This window comes from Flavobacterium sp. 38-13 (assembly GCF_001899155.1).
GTDB lineage: Bacteria > Bacteroidota > Bacteroidia > Flavobacteriales > Flavobacteriaceae > Flavobacterium > Flavobacterium lindanitolerans.
Genome location: NZ_MKVG01000018.1, coordinates 30,851 through 55,590, shown reverse-complemented (window position 1 = coordinate 55,590; position 24,740 = coordinate 30,851). Strand labels below are relative to the sequence as shown.

Annotated in this window: 23 protein-coding genes; 14 read left to right on the top strand and 9 right to left on the bottom strand. The window is 37.7% G+C overall.

The window, feature by feature from the left end; genetic code table 11:
* Positions 1-9 precede the first annotated feature (9 nt).
* Positions 10-1,002 carry a PKD domain-containing protein gene (locus BGO88_RS12650; protein ID WP_286707096.1) on the bottom strand — a complete coding sequence of 331 codons (993 nt, stop codon included), beginning with the start codon at positions 1,000-1,002 and terminating at the stop codon, positions 10-12.
* Positions 1,003-1,405: 403 nt separating this feature from the next.
* Here BGO88_RS12650 and BGO88_RS12645 point away from each other — a divergent pair, with 403 nt between their 5' ends.
* The 9 genes from BGO88_RS12645 to BGO88_RS12605 all read left to right on the top strand — a co-directional run bounded on the left by BGO88_RS12645 (position 1,406) and on the right by BGO88_RS12605 (position 10,884).
* A complete protein-coding gene (locus BGO88_RS12645; protein WP_082482163.1) occupies positions 1,406-1,999 on the top strand; it encodes a C40 family peptidase in 594 nt (197 codons plus the stop codon).
* Between the two features lie 6 nt (positions 2,000-2,005).
* Positions 2,006-2,932 (top strand): hypothetical protein, encoded by a 927-nt coding sequence (locus tag BGO88_RS12640; RefSeq protein WP_056067931.1) that lies wholly within the window; start codon positions 2,006-2,008, stop codon positions 2,930-2,932.
* Positions 2,929-3,792: a TssN family type VI secretion system protein gene (locus BGO88_RS12635; protein ID WP_056067929.1), complete on the top strand. Its 864-nt coding sequence runs from the start codon at positions 2,929-2,931 to the stop codon at positions 3,790-3,792. Before BGO88_RS12640 ends, BGO88_RS12635 begins: the two co-directional genes overlap by 4 nt.
* Before the next feature lie 57 nt (positions 3,793-3,849).
* Positions 3,850-4,989: a hypothetical protein gene (locus BGO88_RS12630; protein WP_147433807.1), complete on the top strand. Its 1,140-nt coding sequence runs from the start codon at positions 3,850-3,852 to the stop codon at positions 4,987-4,989.
* Between the two features lie 24 nt (positions 4,990-5,013).
* On the top strand, positions 5,014-5,529 hold the full coding sequence (locus tag BGO88_RS12625; RefSeq protein ID WP_056067925.1) for a type VI secretion system transmembrane protein TssO: 516 nt from the start codon (positions 5,014-5,016) through the stop codon (positions 5,527-5,529).
* A gap of 11 nt (positions 5,530-5,540) precedes the next feature.
* Positions 5,541-7,997, top strand: a complete 2,457-nt coding sequence (locus tag BGO88_RS12620; RefSeq protein ID WP_286707095.1) for an AAA family ATPase — start codon at positions 5,541-5,543, stop codon at positions 7,995-7,997.
* The gene (locus tag BGO88_RS12615; RefSeq protein ID WP_056067921.1) at positions 7,966-8,397 is read left to right on the top strand and encodes a GPW/gp25 family protein; all 432 of its coding nucleotides are present in this window, start codon (positions 7,966-7,968) and stop codon (positions 8,395-8,397) included. Before BGO88_RS12620 ends, BGO88_RS12615 begins: the two co-directional genes overlap by 32 nt.
* Before the next feature lie 11 nt (positions 8,398-8,408).
* Positions 8,409-10,256, top strand: a complete 1,848-nt coding sequence (locus BGO88_RS12610; protein WP_286707094.1) for a hypothetical protein — start codon at positions 8,409-8,411, stop codon at positions 10,254-10,256.
* A gap of 238 nt (positions 10,257-10,494) precedes the next feature.
* Positions 10,495-10,884 (top strand): hypothetical protein, encoded by a 390-nt coding sequence (locus BGO88_RS12605; RefSeq protein ID WP_273236591.1) that lies wholly within the window; start codon positions 10,495-10,497, stop codon positions 10,882-10,884.
* Positions 10,885-10,940: 56 nt separating this feature from the next.
* Here BGO88_RS12605 and rpmA read toward each other — a convergent pair whose 3' ends face one another.
* Positions 10,941-11,201 carry a 50S ribosomal protein L27 gene (rpmA, locus tag BGO88_RS12600; RefSeq protein ID WP_056067915.1) on the bottom strand — a complete coding sequence of 87 codons (261 nt, stop codon included), beginning with the start codon at positions 11,199-11,201 and terminating at the stop codon, positions 10,941-10,943.
* Between the two features lie 23 nt (positions 11,202-11,224).
* Entirely contained in the window at positions 11,225-11,647 is a 423-nt protein-coding gene (gene rplU / locus BGO88_RS12595; protein ID WP_056067913.1) for a 50S ribosomal protein L21, read from the bottom strand.
* A gap of 258 nt (positions 11,648-11,905) precedes the next feature.
* Between rplU and BGO88_RS12590 the strand changes: the two genes are divergently transcribed.
* Together BGO88_RS12590 and BGO88_RS12585 are read left to right on the top strand one after the other, a co-directional pair.
* Positions 11,906-13,234 (top strand): M16 family metallopeptidase, encoded by a 1,329-nt coding sequence (locus tag BGO88_RS12590; protein WP_101472023.1) that lies wholly within the window; start codon positions 11,906-11,908, stop codon positions 13,232-13,234.
* A gap of 10 nt (positions 13,235-13,244) precedes the next feature.
* Positions 13,245-15,287, top strand: coding sequence for a M16 family metallopeptidase (locus tag BGO88_RS12585; RefSeq protein WP_286707093.1), 2,043 nt, complete (start codon positions 13,245-13,247; stop codon positions 15,285-15,287).
* A 188-nt stretch (positions 15,288-15,475) separates the two neighbouring features.
* Here BGO88_RS12585 and BGO88_RS12580 read toward each other — a convergent pair whose 3' ends face one another.
* Positions 15,476-16,342 (bottom strand): DMT family transporter, encoded by an 867-nt coding sequence (locus BGO88_RS12580; RefSeq protein WP_286707092.1) that lies wholly within the window; start codon positions 16,340-16,342, stop codon positions 15,476-15,478.
* A 120-nt stretch (positions 16,343-16,462) separates the two neighbouring features.
* Here BGO88_RS12580 and BGO88_RS12575 point away from each other — a divergent pair, with 120 nt between their 5' ends.
* The gene (locus BGO88_RS12575) at positions 16,463-17,011 is read left to right on the top strand and encodes a heavy-metal-associated domain-containing protein (RefSeq protein ID WP_082482161.1); all 549 of its coding nucleotides are present in this window, start codon (positions 16,463-16,465) and stop codon (positions 17,009-17,011) included.
* 53 nt (positions 17,012-17,064) lie between these two features.
* On the opposite strand, the gene gldD is transcribed toward BGO88_RS12575, so the two are convergent.
* The 3 genes from gldD to mutY are packed head-to-tail and all read right to left on the bottom strand — an operon-like array spanning position 17,065 to position 19,154.
* Positions 17,065-17,628: a gliding motility lipoprotein GldD gene (gene gldD, locus BGO88_RS12570; RefSeq protein WP_056067907.1), complete on the bottom strand. Its 564-nt coding sequence runs from the start codon at positions 17,626-17,628 to the stop codon at positions 17,065-17,067.
* A gap of 2 nt (positions 17,629-17,630) precedes the next feature.
* A complete protein-coding gene (locus BGO88_RS12565) occupies positions 17,631-18,056 on the bottom strand; it encodes a single-stranded DNA-binding protein (RefSeq protein ID WP_056067905.1) in 426 nt (141 codons plus the stop codon).
* Between the two features lie 57 nt (positions 18,057-18,113).
* The gene (gene mutY, locus BGO88_RS12560) at positions 18,114-19,154 is read right to left on the bottom strand and encodes an A/G-specific adenine glycosylase (RefSeq protein ID WP_286707091.1); all 1,041 of its coding nucleotides are present in this window, start codon (positions 19,152-19,154) and stop codon (positions 18,114-18,116) included.
* A gap of 133 nt (positions 19,155-19,287) precedes the next feature.
* Between mutY and BGO88_RS12555 the strand changes: the two genes are divergently transcribed.
* Together BGO88_RS12555 and BGO88_RS12550 are read left to right on the top strand one after the other, a co-directional pair.
* Positions 19,288-19,584, top strand: coding sequence for an HU family DNA-binding protein (locus BGO88_RS12555; protein ID WP_056067901.1), 297 nt, complete (start codon positions 19,288-19,290; stop codon positions 19,582-19,584).
* Between the two features lie 388 nt (positions 19,585-19,972).
* Positions 19,973-21,517 (top strand): Rne/Rng family ribonuclease, encoded by a 1,545-nt coding sequence (locus BGO88_RS12550; protein ID WP_101471212.1) that lies wholly within the window; start codon positions 19,973-19,975, stop codon positions 21,515-21,517.
* Between the two features lie 53 nt (positions 21,518-21,570).
* On the opposite strand, the gene pbpC is transcribed toward BGO88_RS12550, so the two are convergent.
* Together pbpC and BGO88_RS12540 are read right to left on the bottom strand one after the other, a co-directional pair.
* Entirely contained in the window at positions 21,571-23,946 is a 2,376-nt protein-coding gene (pbpC, locus tag BGO88_RS12545) for a penicillin-binding protein 1C (RefSeq protein ID WP_286707090.1), read from the bottom strand.
* A 48-nt stretch (positions 23,947-23,994) separates the two neighbouring features.
* Positions 23,995-24,740 (bottom strand): alpha-2-macroglobulin family protein (locus tag BGO88_RS12540; RefSeq protein ID WP_502686510.1); only part of this gene is annotated, 746 nt, incomplete at its 5' end.

Sequence of the window (24,740 nt, the reverse complement as noted above, 5' to 3'; positions counted from 1 at the left end):
GAAAGAGCTTTAAAAAATTGTTTTGTATCTGTAGTTCAGATTGATAACTGTTACGCATCCGTCCTGGTCTCTTTGCAATTCGATCTTTTTGATGTTGATATTTCTGTCACGAATTGCATCATCAAGCTCTTTCAGTGAAATTGTTTTCCCATTGCGAAGCTTAACCAGTGGCAGATCGTCCTCGCAGAAATAACGTTTTACATTATCAAAAGAAAGTTTGTCTTCACAAATGCCCATCAATATGGCTTTGAATTTCTCCTCATTAATTCCGGCAATTTCGGCACTTCGTTTTGGCGCTTCCGGTAATTGCTTGAAATATTCATCAACGATATCGGCTCTGGAACTGCTTCTTCTTGCCAATCTTTCAGAAACAACATCTTTAGTTTCTTTTTTGGCAGGTAGTACTGTTATTTTTTTCTGCTTTACATATTTAATATCGCCATTTACAACCAGCGACACTATTTTTTCTCCCGGAATCCTGTATACATAGGTAGGATTCTGATCAATCGCATCAATTTTGATTCCGTCTCCAAATCTCCACTCCCATGATTTGGCATGTGCTGTTGAGTCTCTGAAACGTACCTGTTCGCCTTCATATACTACTGTAGGAGCAAAAAATTTAGGCAATAGACTTTCATCAATCACATCATTCTTTGGAAGAATGGTAATCGTTTTTTCAATTGTACAGCTGTTGTTAACCAAAAGCTTTACGGTGTATTTTCCTGGCTTAGAAAATGAGTGTGCTACTTTTGAACGGTAAGAAATTTTACTCCCGTCCCCAAAATACCATCTCCACTCATAGGAATTAGGGGTAATATCTGAAAAAGTGATTAACTCACCTGCTTTAAATGTAGGAGCATCGATTTTGAACTCCTTTACGGTGCAAATCGCTTTATTGTTTATCTTAAAGGCCAGCAGCCCACATGACATGACAAAAATTATAAAGAAGAACAATATAATTTTTCCATCAAAATGGGTTTTTATTTGATTACTCTTATTCATTTTATAATTATTAATTATAAATTGCTGGGGGCGATAAATAAGCGAAATTTGTCTTATTCCAAATTTATAAAAATTTCCTTTGGTTTTTCAAGTTAAAATAGTTTATGAAAAAAATTATTGTTAAAGTCACAAGGATTTAACATATGCTTAAAGCGCGAACACTTGATTTTCCTGCCTTCCTAATTAATGATAATATTTTGTTAAATTCACTTTGTCTAAGTGTTAATTGTGAATTTAATGGGTAAAAAGTATTAATTTAACATCATGGAAATGGATATTAAATCCTAAATGTATAAATTAGTTCCCAAAATTTTTATATTTAGATAATCAGCTTCCCCCTTCAAAAGCTCAACGAATATTTATCTATCTAGTTAAGAGTTGCAGAACTAAAACGCCATTTAATATGTTTAAAAAGTTTATTTTTTTAAGCCTTATGAGTGTATGTTTTGTCTCTTGCCTGCCTAAAAAAGACTTTGTCATTACCGATGATTTCGTTAAATCGCAAGCTGGAAACAATAAGAAAAACTCAAATGCAAAATATTCCTACAGTACTACTTTGAGCGACGATGACCGAAAGTATTTTGCAAAAAAATTGGAAGTAAGTGAAACAGAAATAATAAACGAAAAACTGTACATTTTTATAAAAAGCTGGGAAGGCACGAAATATATTTACGGGGGAGAAACACGAGCTGGTATTGATTGCTCTGCTTTGATGCAGGAGCTTTATTCACATGTATATAAAAAAGAACTCCCGAGGACTGCTTCAGAAATGAGCATGGACAACAGGATTGAATTGTTTAAGTCAGACGAAAAATTACGGGAGGGAGATTTGGTTTTCTTCAGGATTACCGATGAAAAAATTATCTCTCATGTTGGAATTTATCTCAAGAACAATAAGTTTTTTTCAGCAAACCTGGTCGGAGGTGTCGAAATCTCAAGCTTAAAAAAAGCATATTGGAAAAAAAATTTCGTAGCCGCTGGCAGATTTAAGCAATAATTAGCTATGACAAAAAATCGATTTTTTATAGAAAATCATAGAAACCTGACACCTTTCGACCTGAAGGCCGAACTGTTATTTGATGCGCTTCTGAAAAACAAAACAGACGACCTGGATATTGTCCTGAAGGCAAATGGCGTTTTTTACAGAAAATTCAGCAAGGATACGATGAGCATCACAACAGATGTGAACGATTCGGACATCCTGCACATCAATACCAGCCGTGACGGTTTTTATGATATATTGCCGGAAAGCATCACGCATAATTACAGAAACCGTGACCAAAGGCACGACCCTTCGCAGGAATTCAAAATTCGCAAAAAAGAAGAAAAAGAAGCCCGTCATTTCTATAATCCTTTAGAAAACGAGCTTTTCCGGTTCCGCCATCAGATAGAAAGGCATGAATCTGATTTTTTCTCCAAATTAAGCACTAACGGAATTGCCGACATCATCCGAATGATTTTAGGCATCGAAAAGAACATTCCGGATGTATTGACCGTAAAAATGTTTTATGCGCTGATGAAACTCAAAGGAAATTCAGGTCAAAACATTTCCGATATCAGCAAAATGCTGGAAAAAATATTGGGAGAAGAAGTGAGTTACACGTCTAAAAACATCCAATTGGAAAACGGCCATGATATTGAGGAAAATTCAGGCGAAATGATTATGGGCATCACCACTACATTGCAAAGCAACCAGGAAATATTTTTGAAAAAATATAATTTCATCGTTGGACCGTTAAAAAATCCTGACAATCTTCCCGATTATTTTGACGACCACGTATTAGAGAATTTTTTGACTACGTTCTTCAACCTTTTTCTGCCTTTCCAAATGCAATACTCATTTGAAATCCAATTGAATTCAGAAGACGAACTTTTTGCAATGGACGATACGATTTATAAATCAAGACTCGGAATATCAACAGTAATATGAGAAAATATCTAAACCACATCGGAGGAACCGAAACCTTAGTCTATATCTTTTTAGCCATTGCAGTAGCGATGATTATCAGCATGTTTATTGGGATGAAAACGCCCAAATTCAGGCAAGAGAAAAAAAGCTATTTTATCTATATACTCTGTCAAGGACTCATGCTCCTTGTTTTTGGGGCCATATTATTTAATTTAAAAGACACAACGGTAAACATCCGTTTTATTTCGTTTCAGGTCTATTTACTAATTGCCGGTGCCATTCACCTGACATTTTTCCATCTCTATTTCAAGCAGTTTGATGCAAAGGAAATCTACAAGGAAATTTTTATTGCTATTGTGTCCGGAATTTTCATGGAAGCCTTTGTAATTATGCTGGTAGGACATTTCCAGGAACTGCCGTATATGTATTATTATCTGGGAGCCATGCTCTTTTTCCTGATTCCGACACTTTGTTTTTGTCTTTTCAGAACTGCCATTTCGATTCCGGCCAAACTTCATAAAAGATGGTTCTATCCGGTAAATTCAAAATATCCGGCACCCCATATTTCTGAAATGAGAAATATAATTATCGTAAATTTAGTATTTACGAAAAAAGCGAACGATTCAACAATTATCAATTTCAAAGTAAAAGCACCGCGTGCCTTTGACTTTGGCAAACTGTTTTATTATTTCATAAACGATTACAACGAGAAGAACCCTAACAGCCAGGTCCGCTATCTGGACGATAAAAACCAGCCTTACGGATGGTATTTTTACACGAAGCCGAAATGGTTCAGCTCATCCGATTACATAGACCCCGAACTAGCAATAGACACTAACAACATTAAAGACGGAGCAACGATAATTTGTCAACGAATATAATTTCATTTAGTTATGGCTGAAAATATAAAACACTTTCCGGTAAACTGGATCGATGGAATGAAGATCAACAAAAACCATTTCATCACTTTACAGGACAATATTGAAGATTTGGTTCGGGATGCGCGCAATCTTGGCGTAAATGAACTGAATTACGGCTTATTGTCGACTCATTTGTCAAGACCATTCCAGTATTCAATTTCTATCGATGCTCACAACGAATTAAGCGTTAGCATTAAACTTCTCAAGGCGGTAACTCCGGGTGGAGGAAGAATTGAGATTACCGACTATACCGGAGAATTTAACGAGAAAATTGAGTTGAAGGATTTCGACCTTAAAGAAAACAATTACTTTCTTTTACTGAATGTCGATCCTTTCCAAAGAATACCAACGGGCGAGCAAAACATGGAGGAAGTGCCGCCACGTTTTCCAAATGCCATGTCTCGTTATTTCCTGACCAGCGTTATTGAAAGCGAAGTCAACCAAAATAATATTGGCGCTTTACAATTTCCTTTGGCTAAATTCAAGACTTCGGCTAACAACTATGAAATCCTGACCGATTTTATTCCGCCAAGTCTTACAATCAACAGCCATCCTACCCTGATTACCTTATTTGAAAACTACGAATCTTTCTTCAAGCAGTTGGAGTTCAATTCGGTTCAGATTTCCCAAAAAATCAGGTTCAGGAACAGTACAGAAGATGAAAACCTGATTGCCAATATGGTTTTTGAAGCCTGCGAAAAGATTTTGAGTTATGTGGCCCAAAACATCACAAGAAGCAAATGGGTGAATTTCTCCATGAAACCGATGGAAGTATTGGAAAACACGGTCAGTTTGGCGCGAATCATCAAAAACAGCTTTGATTCTTTTTCGGGAGACGGAAAAGAAATGCTTTTCAACTATTTTTCGGAATGGACAGAAATCTCCAGTGGCGACTATGAAAGGCTGTTTTCTGAAACTATAAACACCAAATACAAAGCTTATGATATTGAGCCAACCGTAAACCAGGTCAATACTTTTATTTCAAAAATTGACTATCTGTTTACTATTTTAAACCAGCTCGACTATATCGGCAAAAAACGCGACACGGGAATCTTTGTCAACGAAAATATTGTCAGAAACGAAAAGCCAAGCTTCTTTGGCAATAGTGACAAAGACAATAATTCTCCTAATTCATCGCCAACCTTTTTAGCAGAATAAACCAACCCAAAATCGACACCAAACATGGATATTTTAAATAGAAAAGAACGAACTTCCGCTTTCCTCTTGTTCCTATTGATGTTTATCATCACAACCGGAGTATTGTTTTTTGCAATATTTTTCAATTACAAGCTGCCTTTGAAAGAAAATGAAGTTCTCAAAAGCGAAAATGACAAAATCATGACCGAGTTTAACTTTCAGAAACAATTCTCTGACAGGTTGGAGCACATTGGCGTTTTGATTGACTCATTAGACAAGGCTCCTGAAAGCTTCCAGTTCATTGAACAGAACATCAGCTTTGAATTGGTAGACCTGAAAGAAAAAATCCCTGCCGATTCTGACCAGGGACTAAAACTATATGACAATGTCATTCTGACGATTAACGATTTGGTTAAAACAAAGAAACTGTTGTTGCAAGTCAATGATTCTAAAAAGGAAATTGACCTGCTCAACAAGCAATTAAAAGAATACGAAGAAGAGAATAAGGAATTGCTCCGCGACCTGAGATTAACGCAGCAATTGAACAGAAGGACGAACTAAATCAGAAAATCATGGTCACAGAAGATATTTTGCAGGCAATTCATATTGCAAAACAATATGCGAAGGATAATTTCAACCAAAAGTATGCTCCTGCTCATTTGCTAAAGGCGCTTTTGAATCCGCAATTCAATTTCATGCGTGAGTTGGATGCCAAAGGAATAGACGTGTTTTATTTGGATGAATGGGCCGATATCCGAATCAGCGAGTATCCAAAATCTTCTAAACCAAGCGATGACCCGGCTCCGGACAGCGGTATGAATGCCGTGCTGACAGAAGCCGAAGATATTGCAAAGAAGACGGGTGACGAAACCAGCTTTGTTCCCATCCTAAAAGCACTGGTAACTCCCGGCGTGGGATTTTCACACGACCAGCTAAAGTCATTGCCTTTGACGCCTGCTGATTTATCATCAATGTTTGATTCAGGAACTGCAAAACCGCAAAACAATTCTGAAAAAACAAAAATCACCCCAACAGGAAGCTCTACCTTAGACAAATACTGTACGGACAAAATAAAACATCTGAAGTCAAAGCAATCTATCCCGATGATTGGACGTGATGAAGAACTAAAGACCATTACAGAAATATTAAACCGAAAACTGAAACCACACGTTATCGTTATCGGAGAATCCGGTGTCGGGAAATCGACACTAATTGAAGGCTTTTGCCATAAAATTGGAGACAAGTCTATTTTGGCAGCCTTTAATAATGCTTCGGTTTTTGAAATCAATATCGGGCCTTTATTCGCCGGTGCTTCCTACAAAGGCGAAGTAGAAGACCGTTTACAGAAAATCTTCAATGAAGTAAAGGGCTATGAAAAGCCGATACTTTTTATAGACGATATCCACGAACTGTTTGATTCCAATCAGGGCAATGGTATTGGCAGCATTATAAAATCTGAACTTTCTAAGGGCGACATTACTTTTATTGGAGCCACAACTACAGAAAAATTCAGAAAATCGCTTGGTAAGGATGATGCCCTTTCCAGACGTTTTGAAACTTTGGAAATCCACGAGCCTAATCAGGAATTGGCTTTACGAATGATTAAAAATGTGATTTCGCATTACCAGACACATCATGATTTTAGCATTGATGAAGAAGGACTTAAAGAATCTATCCGACTTTCAAAACGCTATCTGAAGGAAAAATCGCTTCCGGATTCTGCCCTGGATTTGATTGACAGAACCATGTCATCTTTAAAAGTGGCCAAAGAAACTATCAAAAAAGAACTGCCGGAATTAAAAAAACAGCTTTCGGCCATCAATGATAGTATTGAGGAAATTGAAAAAGAAGAAAAGATGCTTTGGCTTCATTCTGATATCCAAAATAAAACCGGTAAGCTTTTCAGCGAAGACGAGGACAATTTCTCTTCTGTTGCCAGCGATAAGAAAATAGCGCATCTGGAAAGTCTTTTAGAAAGCCTGGAACGCTTGAATGAAGAAGAAAACATTGTTTCCCCATCACACCTGTCGCACGTGGTTTCGGGTATTACCGGAATCCCGGCAGGAAAAGTAAAATCTGATGAACGCGAACGATTACTCGATATAGAAAATACCCTAAAAAAGAGAGTTATTGGTCAGGACCATGCCGTGAAAGTAGTTTCTGATGCCATACTGGAATCCCGTTCCGGACTCACAAAACCAGGACAGCCAATAGGTTCCTTTTTCTTTTTGGGACCAACAGGAACCGGAAAAACAGAATTGGCAAAATCATTGGCTGACTTCCTTTTTGGTGACGAGAATGCCATTATCCGGTTGGACATGTCAGAGTTTAAAGAAGAACATTCTGCAGCACTTTTATACGGGGCACCTCCAGGATATGTAGGCTATGAAGAAGGCGGACTTCTTGTTAACAAAATCAGACAAAAACCGTATTCCATCGTTTTGTTTGACGAAATTGAAAAGGCCCATAAATCAGTTTTTGACGTATTCCTACAAATACTGGACGAAGGAAAACTCCACGACCGTTTAGGCAAGGAAGGTGATTTTTCAAACTCGGTAATTCTTTTTACCTCAAATATTGGTTCTGATTTTATTGTAAAATCATTTGAAAAAGACATCATCCCAAAATCAAACGACCTTATTCAATTGATGACCGGCTATTTCAGACCCGAGTTTTTAGGACGTCTTACGGAAATCATCCCATTTGCACCAATCAGCAGAAAAAGCGTTTCGAGAATTTTCGATATCCATTTAAAGAAAGAACTTTTGCAGCTTCTGGAAAAATTGGACATCACGCTGCATATAGACGAAAAAGACAAAGAACAGATTGCCCTGATGGGTTTCACGCCGGAATATGGGGCGCGACCAATCAAAGGAACTATCCGCAATCAGTTAAAAAGGCCATTGTCACGCATGATTATTTCCAACGAAATCAAAAAAGGCGATTCGTTGAAAGTCACATTAAATGAAGAAGGAGCCATTAAATTTACGATAGAACATGAAAGACCTATACTACAAGATTCCAATTGATTTTAAGCGGCTGTCAAGCGGTGAAGATATAAGGAAAGTCACTATCGAAGAATCTTTGGCACAGTATATTTCCCTGATAATCACTACGATTTTCGGAGAATATAAATATGATGACGATTTTGGCACCATTATCTGGGAAACCGATTTTAACCTGTTGTCTAATGCCAACCAGCTAAAAGACATGATTAAGGAATCTGTACATGAAAAGGTAAAAAAATATGAAAAGCGACTGACCGTTACCGATGTAACGCTTGGCGTAAGTGAAGATACGGTAAGCTACGAAACCAATATTCGCGTCAAAAAACGTCTTGACATTGTGGTTTACGGAGTAATCAAAAAAACAAACCAGCCTTATTATTACAAGAGTTCTTATTTTCTAGCGCCATTTTCATTTAAATAAAAGCATCATCAATGAATTCATTATCAAAAGATCAGATTAAAGACCGACTACTCAAACGTGCCGCCAAACAATGGGGCTATTCTGACGTGGAACTGGAAAATGTCTTTGACCCTATTGTCAATTTGCTTTTTGATGTATGCGCCAAAGAATTGGAAAAAATTTCCAACGAAATCTATTCCAGCCGAAGAAGGATTACAGAACGGCTGGTCGATATCCTTACACCAACAGCATCGGCTAAAGCAACACCGGCAAGAGCCATTGTGAGGGCTTATCCTGTAGAAAATGAAGTGATACTAAATGACCACCATCAGTTTTACTTCCAGAAAAAAGAGGCAAATCCGTACAATCCAACAGAAAACATAATCAAAAACTATTTTTTCGGGCCAACAAAGCCTGTAAAATTGAACCGCAATAAACTCAACTATGTAATCCTTCCAAGCGGAGTACAGCAGATTGTGAAAGAACAGTTCCGGGAAACGGTCAGCAGTAATAATTACATTAAGCCGGCACCTCACGGAACCATCTGGCTTGGACTAAAACACCAGGGCGACGGAATCATCAAAGACCTGATGTTTTATTTTTATCTGAAAAATATCCACAACAGGAATACCTTTTTCCACTTTCTGCCACGTGCCAAATGGTATTTAAACGACCATCTGTTGCAGACTGTGCAAGGATACAACAACGATGAAAATTATTCCAACAATTACGGTGAACTCATTCAGGAAGAATTCTATCATATTGAACGGACACAGGAACACGCAAACGACTATTTCCGCAAGAATTTTATCACTATAAAAGACATTATCAATATTGATAATAACTATTCCTTGCCTTCAGAATTGAGTAGTTTTATTCCTGCTGAAGAATTAAAAGTTCTGGCCGACGAAAAACTGATTTGGATTCGCATTGAGTTTCCTAATGTTATCGGGAAAGATATTCTTTCTGAAATCTTCTGCGCCAACAATTGTTTTCCTGTCATCAACAAAAAACTGAATGAGGTACAGGGAAATATCAAAAACCTCCTGAATATTTATCCGCTGAACCTGAACAACGAGTTTTTTCTTGAGCTTTTCTCGGTTACTGATGACAAGAACAACGAGTTTGACGTTATCAAAAACGATGATGAAAAGGGCGACAACGACTATGCCTACCTACGTTTTGGAGGCATCGCCCGTTTTGACGAAAGAAATGCGACGGAAGAAATAAACTATCTCATTGACCTGATTCGGGATGAAGCCGCGGCATTTTCCAGACTCGGACATGATTTTACAGACAATAACCTGAAAGAAATCAACCAGATTATTTCACGTTTCAGAAATAAGATGTCACAGGTAGGTATGCAAAATATCAATAACCCGTATTTAATACTCAATACTACCAGCAATTCCAACAAAGGAACCTTATTCGCCAAATATTGGACAACCAATGGCGAAAGCGCCAACAAGATTAATACCTTTTCAAGATTGGTCGCCCATAAAGGTTCTGATTTTGAAAGAGACAACATTATGTTTCTGTCTACAACCCAGGGCGGAAAAGACGAACTTTCCAATTCGGAGAAAATCTATGCATATCGTGAAAACCTGGTTTCTAACCAGAGAGTGGTAACGCGTCAGGACATTATCATTCTCTGCAAAAATCATTTTGGTGATGCTATTACAAGAGTGGAAGTAAAAAATGGCATACAGACGAGCCTGGACAGCAATGTGGGCTATACTCCCACTATTGACATCTATCTCGAAAGAAAGGACAAAGACTATTATAATGAGGAAGAATGGTATTTCCTGAGTGAAGATTTAAAATTGATGATTGAAAACCGGGCCATCAACATTGTTCCTTTCCGAATTATCTACTCTTAAATTCCAATCCGGAAGTTTATATCAAAATGAAAGAAGACGCAAAACAGGAGTTCTCTCCCTTTACAAACTCTGCGACTCTGTGCCTTTGCGTGAAAATAGTTGCTCGCAAAGGCGCAGAGTCGTAAAGTATTAAGTGCCTATCGGAATATATTTTAATATAGATTTTCGATAATCAACCCTACTTAATGTTGTATATTCTTCTTTTTTGTTATTTTTATAAGAACTAAATAACAACCTAATGAAAAAAGTAATGTTTATGGTAGCGATAGGCGGTATGTTTCTCGCTACATCCTGCAAGAAAGAAGAAACAGTTACAACAACAACTGAAGACGGAAAAACGACCGTGACCACCACGACAACGAAAAACGGCCTGAACCTAGAATTAAGTGAAAAGGCGAAAGCCAATCTGGACGAGGCTGAAAAGAAATTAGCAGAAGCTAAGGCAAAAGGCGACAAGGAAGCCGAAAGATTAGCACAGATTGCGGTTGACAAGGCAAAAAGTGCCTGGGAAGCAACCAAAGATGGCATAAAAGAAACTTCTGAAGATATCAAAGAAGGAGCACAAAAAGCCAAAGAAGACATGAAGGAAGGTTATAATGAAACCTTAGAAAAAGCAAAAATCAAATAAAACAAAAAAGCCCATTCTTTCGAATGGGCTTTTTGTATCTAAAAATCTTGGTTTTCTTATGCTTCAAACGGAACAACAGAAACGAAAGATTTGTTATCAGATTTTTTCTGGAACTTAACAACTCCGTCAACTTTTGCATGTAAAGTATGATCTTTACCCATGTAAACGTTTTCTCCCGGGTTGTGCTTAGAACCTCTTTGTCTAACGATGATGTTTCCAGCAATAGCAGCTTGACCACCATAAATCTTAACACCTAAACGTTTCGATTCTGATTCTCTACCATTCTTGGAACTACCGACACCTTTCTTATGAGCCATGACGTACTGGTTTTAAATGTTAATTATTCTTGAGTATCTTCTTTTTTAGCCTTAGCTACTTTTTTCTTTGGAGCTTCTACCGCTTCTTCAGTTGCAGGAGCAGCTTCTTTCTTAGCAGCAGCTTTTTTAGCACCTGAAACAGTAATTCCGGAAATTTGGATTTGAGTCAAATATTGACGGTGTCCGTTTTTCTTTTTGTAACCTTTTCTTCTTTTCTTTTTGAAAACGATTACTTTGTCTCCTTTTAAGTGTTGTAACACTTTGGCTTCTACTGAAGCACCTTCTACAGCCGGGGCGCCTAAAGTGATTGTTCCGTTATCATCCAACAAAAGAACTTTTGCAAAAGAAACTGCATCTCCTTCTTTGTTAGCTAAACGGTGAACATAAACCTTTAAGTCTTTGCTTACTTTGAATTGTTGCCCTGCTATCTCTACGATTGCGTACATAACAATAATGTTTAGTTAAATTTTAAGGTTGCAAATATACGATTAAATATTAATCCTGCAATTGTTCTTATAAAAAAATTCAACCTTCAAAGAGACAGCATTTTAACCCCGGGAAAGAACATTCCGAAAAGTAAAAACATTCAGCCGTTAAAAAGTTATATTTACATGAATAAATCTTAAAAAAAAACTACATTTGGCGTAACAAAACACATATTTGGCATACTAATGTCAAAATCAATAACAAATTTATTAATCGTTATGAAAAAATCATTAATGGCTTTGGGTTCAGTTCTCATGCTCGGGAGTGTTGCTTCAGCTCAAAAAGTAGCTTTTGAAGAATATACACTAGAAAATGGTCTTCATGTGATCTTGCATCAAGACAAATCAGCTCCAGTTGTAATTACTTCGGTAATGTATCACGTTGGAGCCAAAGACGAAAATCCGGAAAGAACTGGTTTTGCTCACTTTTTTGAACACCTTTTATTTGAAGGAACAAAAAATATAGGTCGTGGAGAATGGTTCAAAATTGTTTCCGGAAACGGAGGAACCAATAACGCAAATACTTCAGACGACAGGACTTACTACTATGAAATCTTCCCTTCTAACAGCCTTGAGTTAGGTTTATGGATGGAATCTGAAAGATTAATGCACCCTGTAATCAACCAAATTGGAGTTGATACGCAAAACGAAGTTGTTAAGGAAGAAAAAAGATTACGTGTAGACAACCAGCCTTACGGAAATCTTATTACTGCCGTAAAACAAAACATGTTCAAAAAACACCCTTACCGTTGGGCTCCTATTGGTTCTATGGAACATTTAGATGCTGCAACTCTGGAAGAATTCCAGGCATTCAACAAAAAGTTCTACGTTCCTAACAACGCAGTTCTTGTTGTGGCAGGTGATATTGAGTACGACAAAACCATCAAATGGGTAAAACAATATTTCGGGTCAATTCCAAAAGGAAAAACAGACCTTACAAAACAGACTTTTACTGAAGACCCAATCACTCAAACTATTAAGGCTACTTATGAAGACCCAAACATCCAGATTCCGATGTTGGTAACGGCATACAGAACGCCTTCAATGAAAACCCGTGATGCAAAAGTTTTGGATATGATTTCTTCTATCCTTAGCGATGGAAAGAGTTCAAGACTTTACAAAAAAATCGTTGACCAGAAGAAAATGGCTTTAGAAATTGGCGCTTTCAACTACAGCCAGGAAGACTACGGCGTTTACTTCATCTATGGTTTGCCAATGGGAGATACTTCTCTTGATGCACTTACAAAAGAAATCGATGAAGAAGTTACTAAACTTCAAACAGAATTAATTTCTGAGAAAGATTTCCAGAAATTACAGAATAAATTTGAGAACCAATATGTAAACAGCAATGCTTCAGTAGAAGGAATTGCAGAAAACCTGGCTACATATTACATGCTGTACGGCGATATCAACCTTATCAACACCGAGATTGAAATCTATCGCTCTATCACTCGTGAGGAAATCAGAGATATTGCAAAAAAATACCTGAACCCGAACCAAAGATTGATTTTGGATTACGTACCAGCAAAAGACAAAGCTCAAAACTAAGATATACATCATGAAAAAGACAATATTCATTTTATCAAGCTTGTTCTTAACAGTAATTATGCAAGCACAAGACAGACCACAGCCAAAACCAGGTCCTGCTCCGGTTATCAATATCGGGAAGCCTGAAACCTTTGAATTAAAAAACGGATTGAAAGTAATGGTTGTTGAAAACCATAAACTTCCAAGAGTTTCCTACAACCTGACATTAGACAATGCTCCTTACGCAGAAGGCGATAAAAAAGGTGTTGCTGAAATTACCAGCGCATTAATTGGAAGCGGTACTAAAAAGATGTCAAAAGATGCTTTCAACGAAGAAATTGATTTTCTTGGGGCTAACATCGGATTTAGCGCTAACGGAGCTTATGCTTCAGGTCTTTCAAAATATTCTGACAGAATTCTTGAATTGATGGCTGACGGAGCTTTAAACTCTGTTTTCACTCAGGAAGAACTTGACAAAGAAAAAACAAAACTGATTGAAGGCTTAAAAACTCAGGAGAAAAGCGTTCAGGCTGTAGCTTCACGTGTTGAAGATGTATTGGTTTTCGGAAAAAATCATCCAAACGGAGAATATCTTACTGAAGAAAGCATCAACAAAGTTACTTTGAATGATGCCATCATGAACTATACTACTTACTTTGTTCCTGCTAACGCTTACCTTGTTATTACAGGTGATGTAAAATTCAAAGACGTTAAAAAGGCTGTTGAGAAATATTTTGGTTCATGGAAAAAAGCTACCGCTCCGGTAATCACTTATGCTGACCCAAAAGATGTTCAATACACACAGATTAACTTTGTGGACATGCCAAACGCTGTTCAGTCTGAAATTTCTTTGGTTAACGTTTCTAACCTAAAGATGACTGATAAAGATTATTTCGCTGTTCTTTTGGCTAATCAAATTATTGGTGGTGACTTCAACAGCTACCTAAACATGAACCTGAGAGAAGCTCACGGATGGACATATGGCGCCCGTTCAAACATTAGAGGTGACAAATATGTTGGAAAATTCAAGTCTAACACTCAGGTTAGAAATGCCGTAACTGATAGCGCTGTAGTTGAATTCTTCAAAGAATTGAAAAGAATCAGAACTGAAAAAGTAGCTCCGGACATGTTGAAAAACGTAAAGGCTGGATACATTGGAAACTTCGTAATGCAAATCCAAAAACCGGGAACTGTTGCCCGTTATGCTTTATTGACCAAAACACAGAACCTTCCTGGTGATTTCTACGAAAACTACATCAAGAACATCAACGCAGTAACTGCTGATGATATCATGAGAGTAGCAAACAAGTATTTCCTTGCTGACAATACAAGAGTTATCATTACAGGTAAAGGAAGTGACGTATTGCCAGGTCTTGAAAAACTTGGAATCCCGATGTTCTATTTCGACAAATTCGGAAACCAGGTGGATAAGCCTGTTGCTAAAAAAGCGGTTCCTGCCGGTGTAACAGCAAAAACTGTATTTGACAACTACATCAAAGCAATTGGTGGAGACAAAAATGCGAAGTCAGTAAAAACTGTATTCTCTACATTAAACGGAAAAGTTCAGGGAATTGATGTTACCATGACAAGAAAATCTTCTGCAGCCGGTAAAAAAGTTGACGAAGTTAAAGGTATGGGCCAAACATTAAGCAAAGAAGTTTTTGACGGAACTAAAGGATATGAGTCGGCTCAAGGTCAAAAAGAAGACTACAGCGCAGATAAAATTGCTAACGCAAAATTCTATTCTCTTCCTTTCCCGGAATTGACTTTGGCTACAAAACCTGGAATCACTTTATCCGGAATCGAGTCTATTGACGGAAAAGAGGCATATGCTATCAAAGACGGTAAAAAGACGCTTTACTATGATGTAACAACTGGATTGAAACTGGCAGAAGCAAACACTGAGGAAATGCAGGGACAGCAAATGACTCAGGTAGTTTCTTTCTCTGACTACAAAGATGTAAAAGGCGTAAAAGTTCCTTTTAAAACTACATTAAATGTGGGTATCGAAATCGAATTAACAGCTTCTGATGTAAAAATCAACGAAGGTGTTTCTGATGCAGATTTCAAATAATCCGAATCAAACATAAAATTAAAAAGACTGTCAGCAATGGCAGTCTTTTTTTATGCGGTAAATTTCACCCAAAGGAGAAACACGAAATATTTTCATGCAGAAGTATTATAAACTTTGCGTCTTTGCGAGCAACTGTTTCATGCAAAGACGCAATGACGCAAAGCTTAAAATTAAATAGAATTGCGAGTTTATTTTTTAGCAGACAAATAAATCCCGATCAATACGATAAAAGCGCCTAGAGCCTGAACCAGAGTAAGGCTTTCGCCATCCAGAATACCCCAAAAGCAAGCCACAATTGGCAACATATAGGTTACGGATGAAGCAAAAATCGGGGAAGAAATCTGTATCAGCTTAAAATACAACACATTCGCCACACAGGTTCCAAATACGGCCAGGACACTTATAAAAAGCATCGACGTTTTTACATTTGGCAGATGTACCACTTCATGAAAATTTGTAGTAAACAGAATAATAAGAGCCGGAACCAATAAAACGGCGAAATTGCCTACCGTTATACTCAAAGGATTTACATCCGAAAGATATTTTTTAATCAGGTTGACATTCACAGCATAACAAATAGCACCACAGACAGCCAGGGTCGCAAACCAGTAATTCTGTCCGGGATGGTTTACAGCTCCGCTCAAAATCAACAAAACACTCCCAAACAAGCCAATCGTCACACCAAAAATCTGCCTTCTTTGAAAATTCAGCCCAAAAACCAATGCCCCTAAAACCAATGCTGCCAAAGGCGTGAGTGAATTTAAAACAGCACTGATAGAACTGTCAATTTGTGTTTGGGCAATCGAAAAAAGAAATGCCGGAAAAAAAGTCCCCATCATTGCCGTCAGTGCAATATATTTCCATTGGTGCTGCTTGATATTTTTAAGGCTTTTAAAGCCTATTGCCAAAAGAAAAACAGCCGCAAAAATCATCCGCAACGAGCCCAGCTGAAATGGCGTAAGGCCCACCAAACCTTTTTTTATCAGAATAAAGGAACTCCCCCAAATCAAGGAAAGGAAGAATAAGAAAATCCATTTGGACTGCACTGCTTTCATAACTCATTTTTTACAGCCCAAAATTCTGTCATTTTAACGAATTTCCCGTTTCTTTTTTTATTAATTTTGTAAACCTTTAAAATTCAAAGGGATTGTTAATTCAAATTTAAATACAACATTATGAATTTTTCAAAATCATTACTTATCCTTGCGCTTTCAGGAATGTTATTCGTAAGCTGCAAAAACGAGCCAAAAGCAACAGAAACCGGAGAACCGACAGAAACTGCTACAGACACGACTGCAACGAAACCAACTGCTGAAAACTTACAAACCGCAAGTTTCCAAATCGACGGAATGTCATGTGCTGTTGGATGCGCAAAAACCATTGAGAAAAAATTAGCCAGCCTGGACGGCGTACAGGAAGCCAAAGTTGATTTCGAAAAGAAAACAGCTACCGTAGCTTATGATGCTGCAAAACAAACTCCTGAAACATTAGTTGAAACAGTAGAAGCTGTTGCAGGCGGAACCACTTACAAAGTTTCTAATGTAAAATCATCTGCTGACAAAGCAATGCTTTACAAAGAGAAAGAAAAGGAAAAAGAGAAAAAGAAAAAAGACGACAAGAAAGCTTCTTGCCACGATGATAAAGCTAAAGATGCAAAAGCAGGCGGATGCTGTTCAGGTAAGAAATCTTGTGGTACAGATGAGAAAAAAGCAAAAAGCGCTTAATGCTTCTCAAAACAAGATAAAACAAAAAAGAGAACCAAATTGGTTCTCTTTTTTTATTTCCATTTTAATGTTTCCATCAATACCTGCATATCATTTTTGACATAGCTTGAGGCCGGCATAATTGAGTCAAAATTAGGCTTTGCATAAAAATATACAGAACCGGTGACAAAATGCTTTAGACTGTCTGTAGCATAAAACTGGGCATTAGTTGCCGCATTGCCGCCAACCCGGTAGAACATACCATAAACCTTGCTTTTTTCATTCACGAAAGGCTGCTCCACAATATCATCAGCCTTAATAGTGTGTTTGTAAGTCAGATTTTGGGCATCTCTTAAATGTGCCTCAATATCATTCTTAACAGGTTTGTAAGTCAGATAAATTGTGGCCTTCATTTTTGGATAGCTGATTGTAAAATCACAATCTCCTTTTTGCGAAATAATTGCGTCTTCGTTTATATCAAACGTATAAGGGCAATTATTTTCAAAGTGTACATATTGGGCTTTTGGATATTCCAGTCTTAATTGTCCTGCCGGTTTTGGAACTGTGTCGTTCTGGCAACCCCATACAGAAGCAAGAATACATCCGGAAATAAAAAGGCCTATACTTTTTCTAAACATTATTAGTACAAATCTTCTTCAGGTGAGTTAGAATCAAAATTGGCAGATTTTACATCAACTGATGACCCTTGCTTACCAGCTTCAATATCTTTTTTCGTTGTCAGGAAAGTAAATTCTGTCACCTGGATTTCGGTAGTATATTTTGTAACACCTTCTTCTGTTTGCCATTGACGGGATTTTATCCTTCCTTCAACATATATCTTGTCGCCTTTTGACAGATATTTTTCACAGATTTCGGCTGCTTTATTCCGGACAACAAGATTGTGCCATTCCGTAGAAGCAATCTTTTCGTTTGTCTGCTTGTTAATATAAATTTCATTCGTAGCCAGTGGAAATCTGCCAATGCAGTTACCACCTTCAAAATAGTGCATCTTGACATCATCGCCTAGGTGCCCAATTAAAATCACTTTATTTAGCGTACCATTCATTTTTCGTGGGGAGTTAGTAAACCTTCAAATATAATAATTTCTGATAAACCTTATAAATTATGGCAAATCTTTTTCTATAAAATTATAAATTACAATTGGAAATGGCAATGAAATCATTGATTCATAAGACATTGCATTTTCCATCTCGCCTTGAACAGACACCCGAAAAAAGCGAATATGCAAATGCTGATGTGATAATTTATGCAAAATAACGTCATTTTTTAACGGCTTTATTGAAAAAATTTCAAACTTTGAACCATATTCTTCAAAAATTAATTTTGAAATCGTATCAAAATCGACTTCAGCTGCCGTCTCGATTAATGGAAATTCATAGAGGTTATGCCAGATTCCTTTTTCGGTTCGTTTTCTTACAATATGATTCTGGTTGTCATCTGAAAAAACAAGATAGTTAAAATAGCGATTGCGCACTTTTGTCTTCTTCAACTTGACGGGAAGTTCGTTTACTTTATTCTTTTGCAGTGCCAGACAGCCCGAATTCAGCACACATGTTCCACAATCCGGATTTTTAGGCACGCATTGCAGCGCCCCAAACTCCATAATGGCCTGATTGAACAAAGCAGGATTGTCGTGTGGAATGAGTTCGCTTGCCAACTCTGTAAATTCCTTTTTGGCTCCAATGGAAGCAATATCCGTTTCAATGTCAAAATATCGCGACAGTACGCGAAAAACATTTCCATCAACCACCGGAACCACTTCATTATACGAAAAAGAAGCGATGGCCGCAGCAGTATATTCACCTACTCCTTTTAGCTGTAACAGTTCTTTATAATTATCCGGAAAAACACCACCCCTTTCAAATGCCACCAATTTTGCCGTATTGTGAAGGTTTCTTGCCCTTGAATAATAACCCAAACCCTGCCAAAGCTTCAATACCTGCTCCTCGTCAGCATTTGCCAAATCTAAAACGGTTGGAAATGAACTGGTAAATGACAAAAAATAAGGCAAACCCTGCGCCACACGCGTCTGCTGGAGCATAATTTCTGACAGCCAAATATGGTACGGATTGACCGTATTTCGCCAGGGTAAATCGCGTTTATTTTGTAAATACCATTGGATTAATAAGTTAGAAAATTCCATCAGATAAAATTGGTTAGCAAAAGTAAAAGTTTATGTTATTAAATTTTAATCGTTTATGGTTGAAATATTGTTTTTTTAATTCATATATTTGCAACCTCAAAATTTTACACAATAAATTTAAAATAGAAAGAAAATGACGAAAGCAGATATCGTTGCGAAAATTTCAGAAAAATTAGGTCTTGAAAAAGGAGATGTTCAAGCAACAGTTGAATCTTTTATGGACGAAGTAAAAAACTCTTTGGAAACGGGTGATAATGTTTACTTAAGAGGTTTTGGTAGTTTCATCATCAAAACAAGAGCTGAAAAAACAGGTAGAAATATCTCTAAAAACACTACAATTAAAATTCCTGCACACAATATTCCTGCATTCAAACCGGCAAAAGTTTTTGTTGAAGGAGTTAAAACGAATACCGAAGCTAAAGTAAACTAATTTATTAATCACTAAATTTTCAAAATATGCCAAGTGGTAAAAAAAGAAAAAGACATAAGGTAGCGACTCACAAACGTAAAAAGAGAGCGAGAGCTAACCGTCATAAGAAGAAAAAGTAGTCTGACTACTTTTTTCTTTTTTAAGAATATTTATAGTTCATTGAAATTTGAAAATAGAATTATTGAAGAAAGAATAAAAAATGAGGCGCTGTTATGCCTTTGATTTTTTCTTTTGTGACTCTATTTTCTCCGGGTACAATACCTGTTAAATTATTGTTTAATCCATCTGTAGATAAGATTTTAGGCTTTAGACTTTAGATTTTAGATTTTAAATCTACACTCTTTTCTCTATCTTCTATTTTCTGAAAAAACAGATAAAAATTTACAGTGTGAATAAAGAACTGATCATCAGATCTGGTTCGGATGCCGTAGATTTTGCCTTATTAAAAGATGGAAAACTAATTGAATTACACAAAGAAGAAGAAAAAAGCAACTTTCAGGTGGGCGATATTTTTATTGCCAAAATCAGAAAACCCGTTGCGGGACTAAATGCTGCTTTTGTAAACGTAGGCTTTGAAAAAGATGCCTTTTTACATTATCACGATTTGGGTCCTAATCTGACTTCTCAGTTGAAATTCATAAAACTTGTAAGCGCAGGTAAATTAAAAGATTTCTCCCTAAAAAGCTTTCCTTTTGAAAAAGAGATTGATAAGGATGGAGTTATTACTGATGTAATCAGTGCCAACCAGTCCATTTTAGTACAAGTTGTCAAAGAACCTATATCGACCAAAGGTCCGAGAATTAGCTCAGAGCTTTCTCTTGCCGGCCGATTTATTGTTCTCGTTCCTTTTTCTGACAGAGTTTCTATATCGCAAAAAATAGAATCCAAAGAAGAAAAAGATCGTCTTAAACGACTCGTACAGTCAATCCGTCCAAAAGGATTTGGTGTTATTGTGAGAACAGTAGCAGAAGGCAAAAAAGTAGCCGAACTAGACAAAGATTTGCAGAATCTGCTCAGCAGATGGACTGCAATGTGCAAAAAATTACCAACTGCTCATCATCCGTCAAAAGTATTAGGAGAGCTCAACAGAGCTTCCTCCATCTTACGGGACGTATTCAATGATACCTTCACGGGAATTCATATAGATGACGAAGAGTTGTACAATGAAACGAAGGATTATCTGCAAGAAATTGCCCCTTCAAAACAATCAATAGTAAAGTTTTATCAATCCAAAGACACGCCTATCTTCGAAAAATATAACATAGAGAGACAAATCAAAACTTCCTTCGGAAAAACAGTATCCATGAGCAAAGGAGCTTATCTGATTATTGAACACACTGAAGCTTTGCACGTTATAGACGTCAACAGCGGAAACCGTTCAAACAAAGCTTCCAATCAAGAAGATACAGCCTTAGAAGTAAACCTCATCGCCGCTGCTGAAGTGGCACGACAGCTCCGCCTGCGAGATATGGGCGGCATCATTGTTGTCGATTTTATTGATATGTCTAATCCGGAAAATCGTAAAGTCCTTTTCGATTTCCTGAGAGAAGAAATGAGCGATGATAAAGCCAAACACAAAATCTTGCCGCCTAGTAAATTTGGTTTGATCCAGATTACACGGCAAAGAGTACGACCTGAAGTGAATATTAAGACCAGAGAAGAAGACCCTAACAATGAACATGGGGAAATTGATGCTCCGATCTCGATTGTAGATAAAATTACTTCAGATGTCGAACGACTATTGAAAGCCCACAAAAAAATCGTGCTGAATGCACACCCTTTTGTGGCAGCATACCTTACTAAAGGTTTTCCATCATTACGTTCAAAATGGTTTTTTGAACATAAAAAATGGGTGAAAATAATACCTCGTGACGCTTACACGTTTTTAGAATATCATTTCTATGATAAAAATGGAAATGAAATTAAAGATTAGATAAAAGAACCGCCTCTCGCAAGATTGGCGGTTTTTTTGTTCTATACAAACTGCTATTCTTTTACAATTTCAATCCTCCTGCTGATTTCATTTCCGGCTTCATCTGTTACCGTAATGTAATATTTTCCGGTTTTTGCTTCTACAGACATCTCATGAAAAGTTTGTGTTGTACCTAAAAACTTATCGTTAAGATACCAGAATAGTTTCGCCTTTTGGTCGGAATGGGCCACTTTTATGATAAAGGGCTGGATTTCTCCGTTAAAATTTTTGGTAAGATAGACTTTGCCATTCTCTTTTGGGTAAATAAAATCCATTGAATAAGAAGAAGATCCGAGACAATCTGCCCGAAAAGGCGGCAATGGAACATAATTGATGTGCTTGGTCTTATAATACAATTCCATAACCGGAGGCAATACAAACCAGGGTTTTGCTACCATCCGGTCTACATCTTCACAATTGCTGTTTACCTGATATTCTCCCGAAGCATCAAGATGTATCAATTTATGATAAGGACAAACCGTAGTCTGTTTGCTTTTTAGCGGAATCCACTGTTTGATTTTGGGGCAATATTCGCCTGCAATATGTCCGCTCAACTGGCAAACTTCGGCTTCTTCCAAATCATCATACGGAGTCGTAAACCATTTTTTTCTGGGCAAAAGATTGAACACATCAAACAAAACAGGTGCCGCACTTCCTACTCCTGTCAAAGAAGGACGTCCTTCACCGGAAGCATTTCCAACCCACACTCCTACTACATATCTTGAATTTGTCCCGATGGCCCATCCGTCGCGGTTGCCAAAACTGGTTCCTGTTTTCCAGGCCACTTCCAGTGATGAGTCATAGAATTTCCAGGCTTCGTCACCTTCCGGACGGTTGACTTCTTTCATGGCGTTATAGGTTAGCCAGATAGACGCCGCGCCTAAGTTTTTCTTATCATAAGATTCCTTTCCGAAATCCAATTTTGCTCCGTGCAACCAGTTCAGTTCCTTGAATTCATCCGTACGGTATTTTGCCGAATGCGTCGTAAAGTAATTTAAAGTAGAAGTTAGTCCGGCATAGGTTTTCGTCAAATCCCAAAGATTGCTTTCTGCTCCACCAAGAATGAGTGAGAGTCCGTAATGGTTTGGATGCTTGTTGATATCCCGCAACTTAAACTGCTGTAATTGGTCGTAAAAACGATAAACGCCATGGTCTTTAAGCATCAGTACTGAAGGAATATTCAACGAACGCGACAGGGCTCGATGTGCCGGAACAGCTCCGTCATAAGTCAAATCGAAGTTTTTAGGGCTATAACCCGCAATTTGTGTTGGAATATCCGGAACCAGAGTATTAGGAAGTATTTCTCCTGCATCAAGCATCGAAGCATAGAGCAAGGGTTTTAATATACTACCTGTACTTCTTGGAGCCGTAATAATGTCAACATCTTTTTGATGGTCTTTGTCTGTTGGAGAATTACCTACATAACTCAGGATATTTCTTGTTTCGACATCTACAACAATTATGGCCAGGTTATAAATTTCCGACTGTCTGTATTGATTATAATATTGCGTGGCGATTTGGTTCACGCGATTTTGAAGTGCAAATTTGACCGTTGTCTTTACTCTTGTGCCTTCTTGTCTTCTGGCAACATTTTGAAGCAAATGCGGCGCTATTTGGGGCAAGTCATAAGGCTTTTGAGGCAACTCTTCCAATACGGAAAGCTCATAGGTAGTTTTATCGATTATTTTTTCCTGATATAATTTTTTTAGCAAGCCATTCCGCTTATTCAGAAGTTTTTGTTGGTTTTTACCCGGATAAATCAGACTGGGCGCATTGGGAAGTACCGCCAATGTTGCCGTTTCGGCCCAGGATAATTGATGCGGCTGTACTCCAAAATAACGCCAGGAAGCCATTTCCAGACCTACAACATTTCCCCCATAGGGAGCTTGGGCGGCATACAATTCTAATATTTTTTCTTTGGAATAGCGAAATTCCAAACGGGTTGCCAATACCAACTCGACCAGCTTTTCGAAATAGTTTCTTTTCTTTTCACCTCTTGAAAGTCGGATAACCTGCTGTGTCAACGTACTTCCGCCACGAACTACCCTACCCGCATCGTGATTTTGTTTTGCGGCTTTGACCATCGCAATCGGGTTGAATCCTGGATGTTGGTAAAAATGTTCATCTTCAAAATAGACGATACATTTTTTGAATTTTTCAGGTATGGAATCCTGTGCCGGAAACCGCCATTGTCCGTCACGGGCAATTTTAGCTCCCAAAAGCTCACCTTCTTCGCTTTCAATTACGGTAGAATAAGGCTGCTCAAAAAGTGTTCTTGGCAGGCAAAAATAGTAGGCAATAAAAAGCAACCCGAAGAAAACAGATTTCTTCGGATTGCGTTTTATCCTATCCAATATGCGTTTAAAAAACGCCTTTATCTTACTTTTCAATTCCTACTCCAATTAGGCTTCTTCACAAAAGGCTTTACCTTCAAGGTGTTATTTCACGACATTAACCCACTGTCCCTGCGTTCTGGCATAATAGGAATTGTCATACATTGCTTCACATTGTACTCCCGGCAAATAATATTTCCCGAGGTAGGATGCATTCAGCAGAATCCTGAAGGTTTTGGTTTCATTTGACTTGAGCGTAAAATAAAAATTCGTACGGTCGTCACGAATATCCGTATAATCTACCTTGTTGTCCGCAAAACTTCCATAATCCGTGAAACGCGTATTGACAATTTCCCAGCCCGATGGAATAATCTGCGTCAGGGCAACATTTTCAACCGTTTCGCCTTTGGTATTGGAAACCGTAACTTCTGCTACAAATTCCGTTCCTTGTGCCAGTGAAGCAACATTGATGGCATTTCCTTTTCGGTCACGGAAAGTAATATCTGTAGACAAGCCTCTCTGTTCTGTCTGTTCCTGTCCGATAGGCAGGATGCCGCTCGTAATCACTTTTATGTAAAGTGTCGTATTTTTATTATTTTTAACCGTAACCGAATTGCCACTTCCGGTTACCTGCAGGCTTCTGTCAGCAAATGCTTTTGCCGTTTTAATCGTTTCCGATTTACCTCTGCTGGTAAAGCTTACATCAATTCCCTTCGTTCCGTTCTGCTGTGCGAATTTCGACATCGCATACAAACAATAAGCAGTAGTTTGTGTTGACATCCATCGGTTGGAAGACATTTCTTTTGCCAATTTCGTTGCCATAGTAAAGGCTTCTGTTTTTCTACCTAACA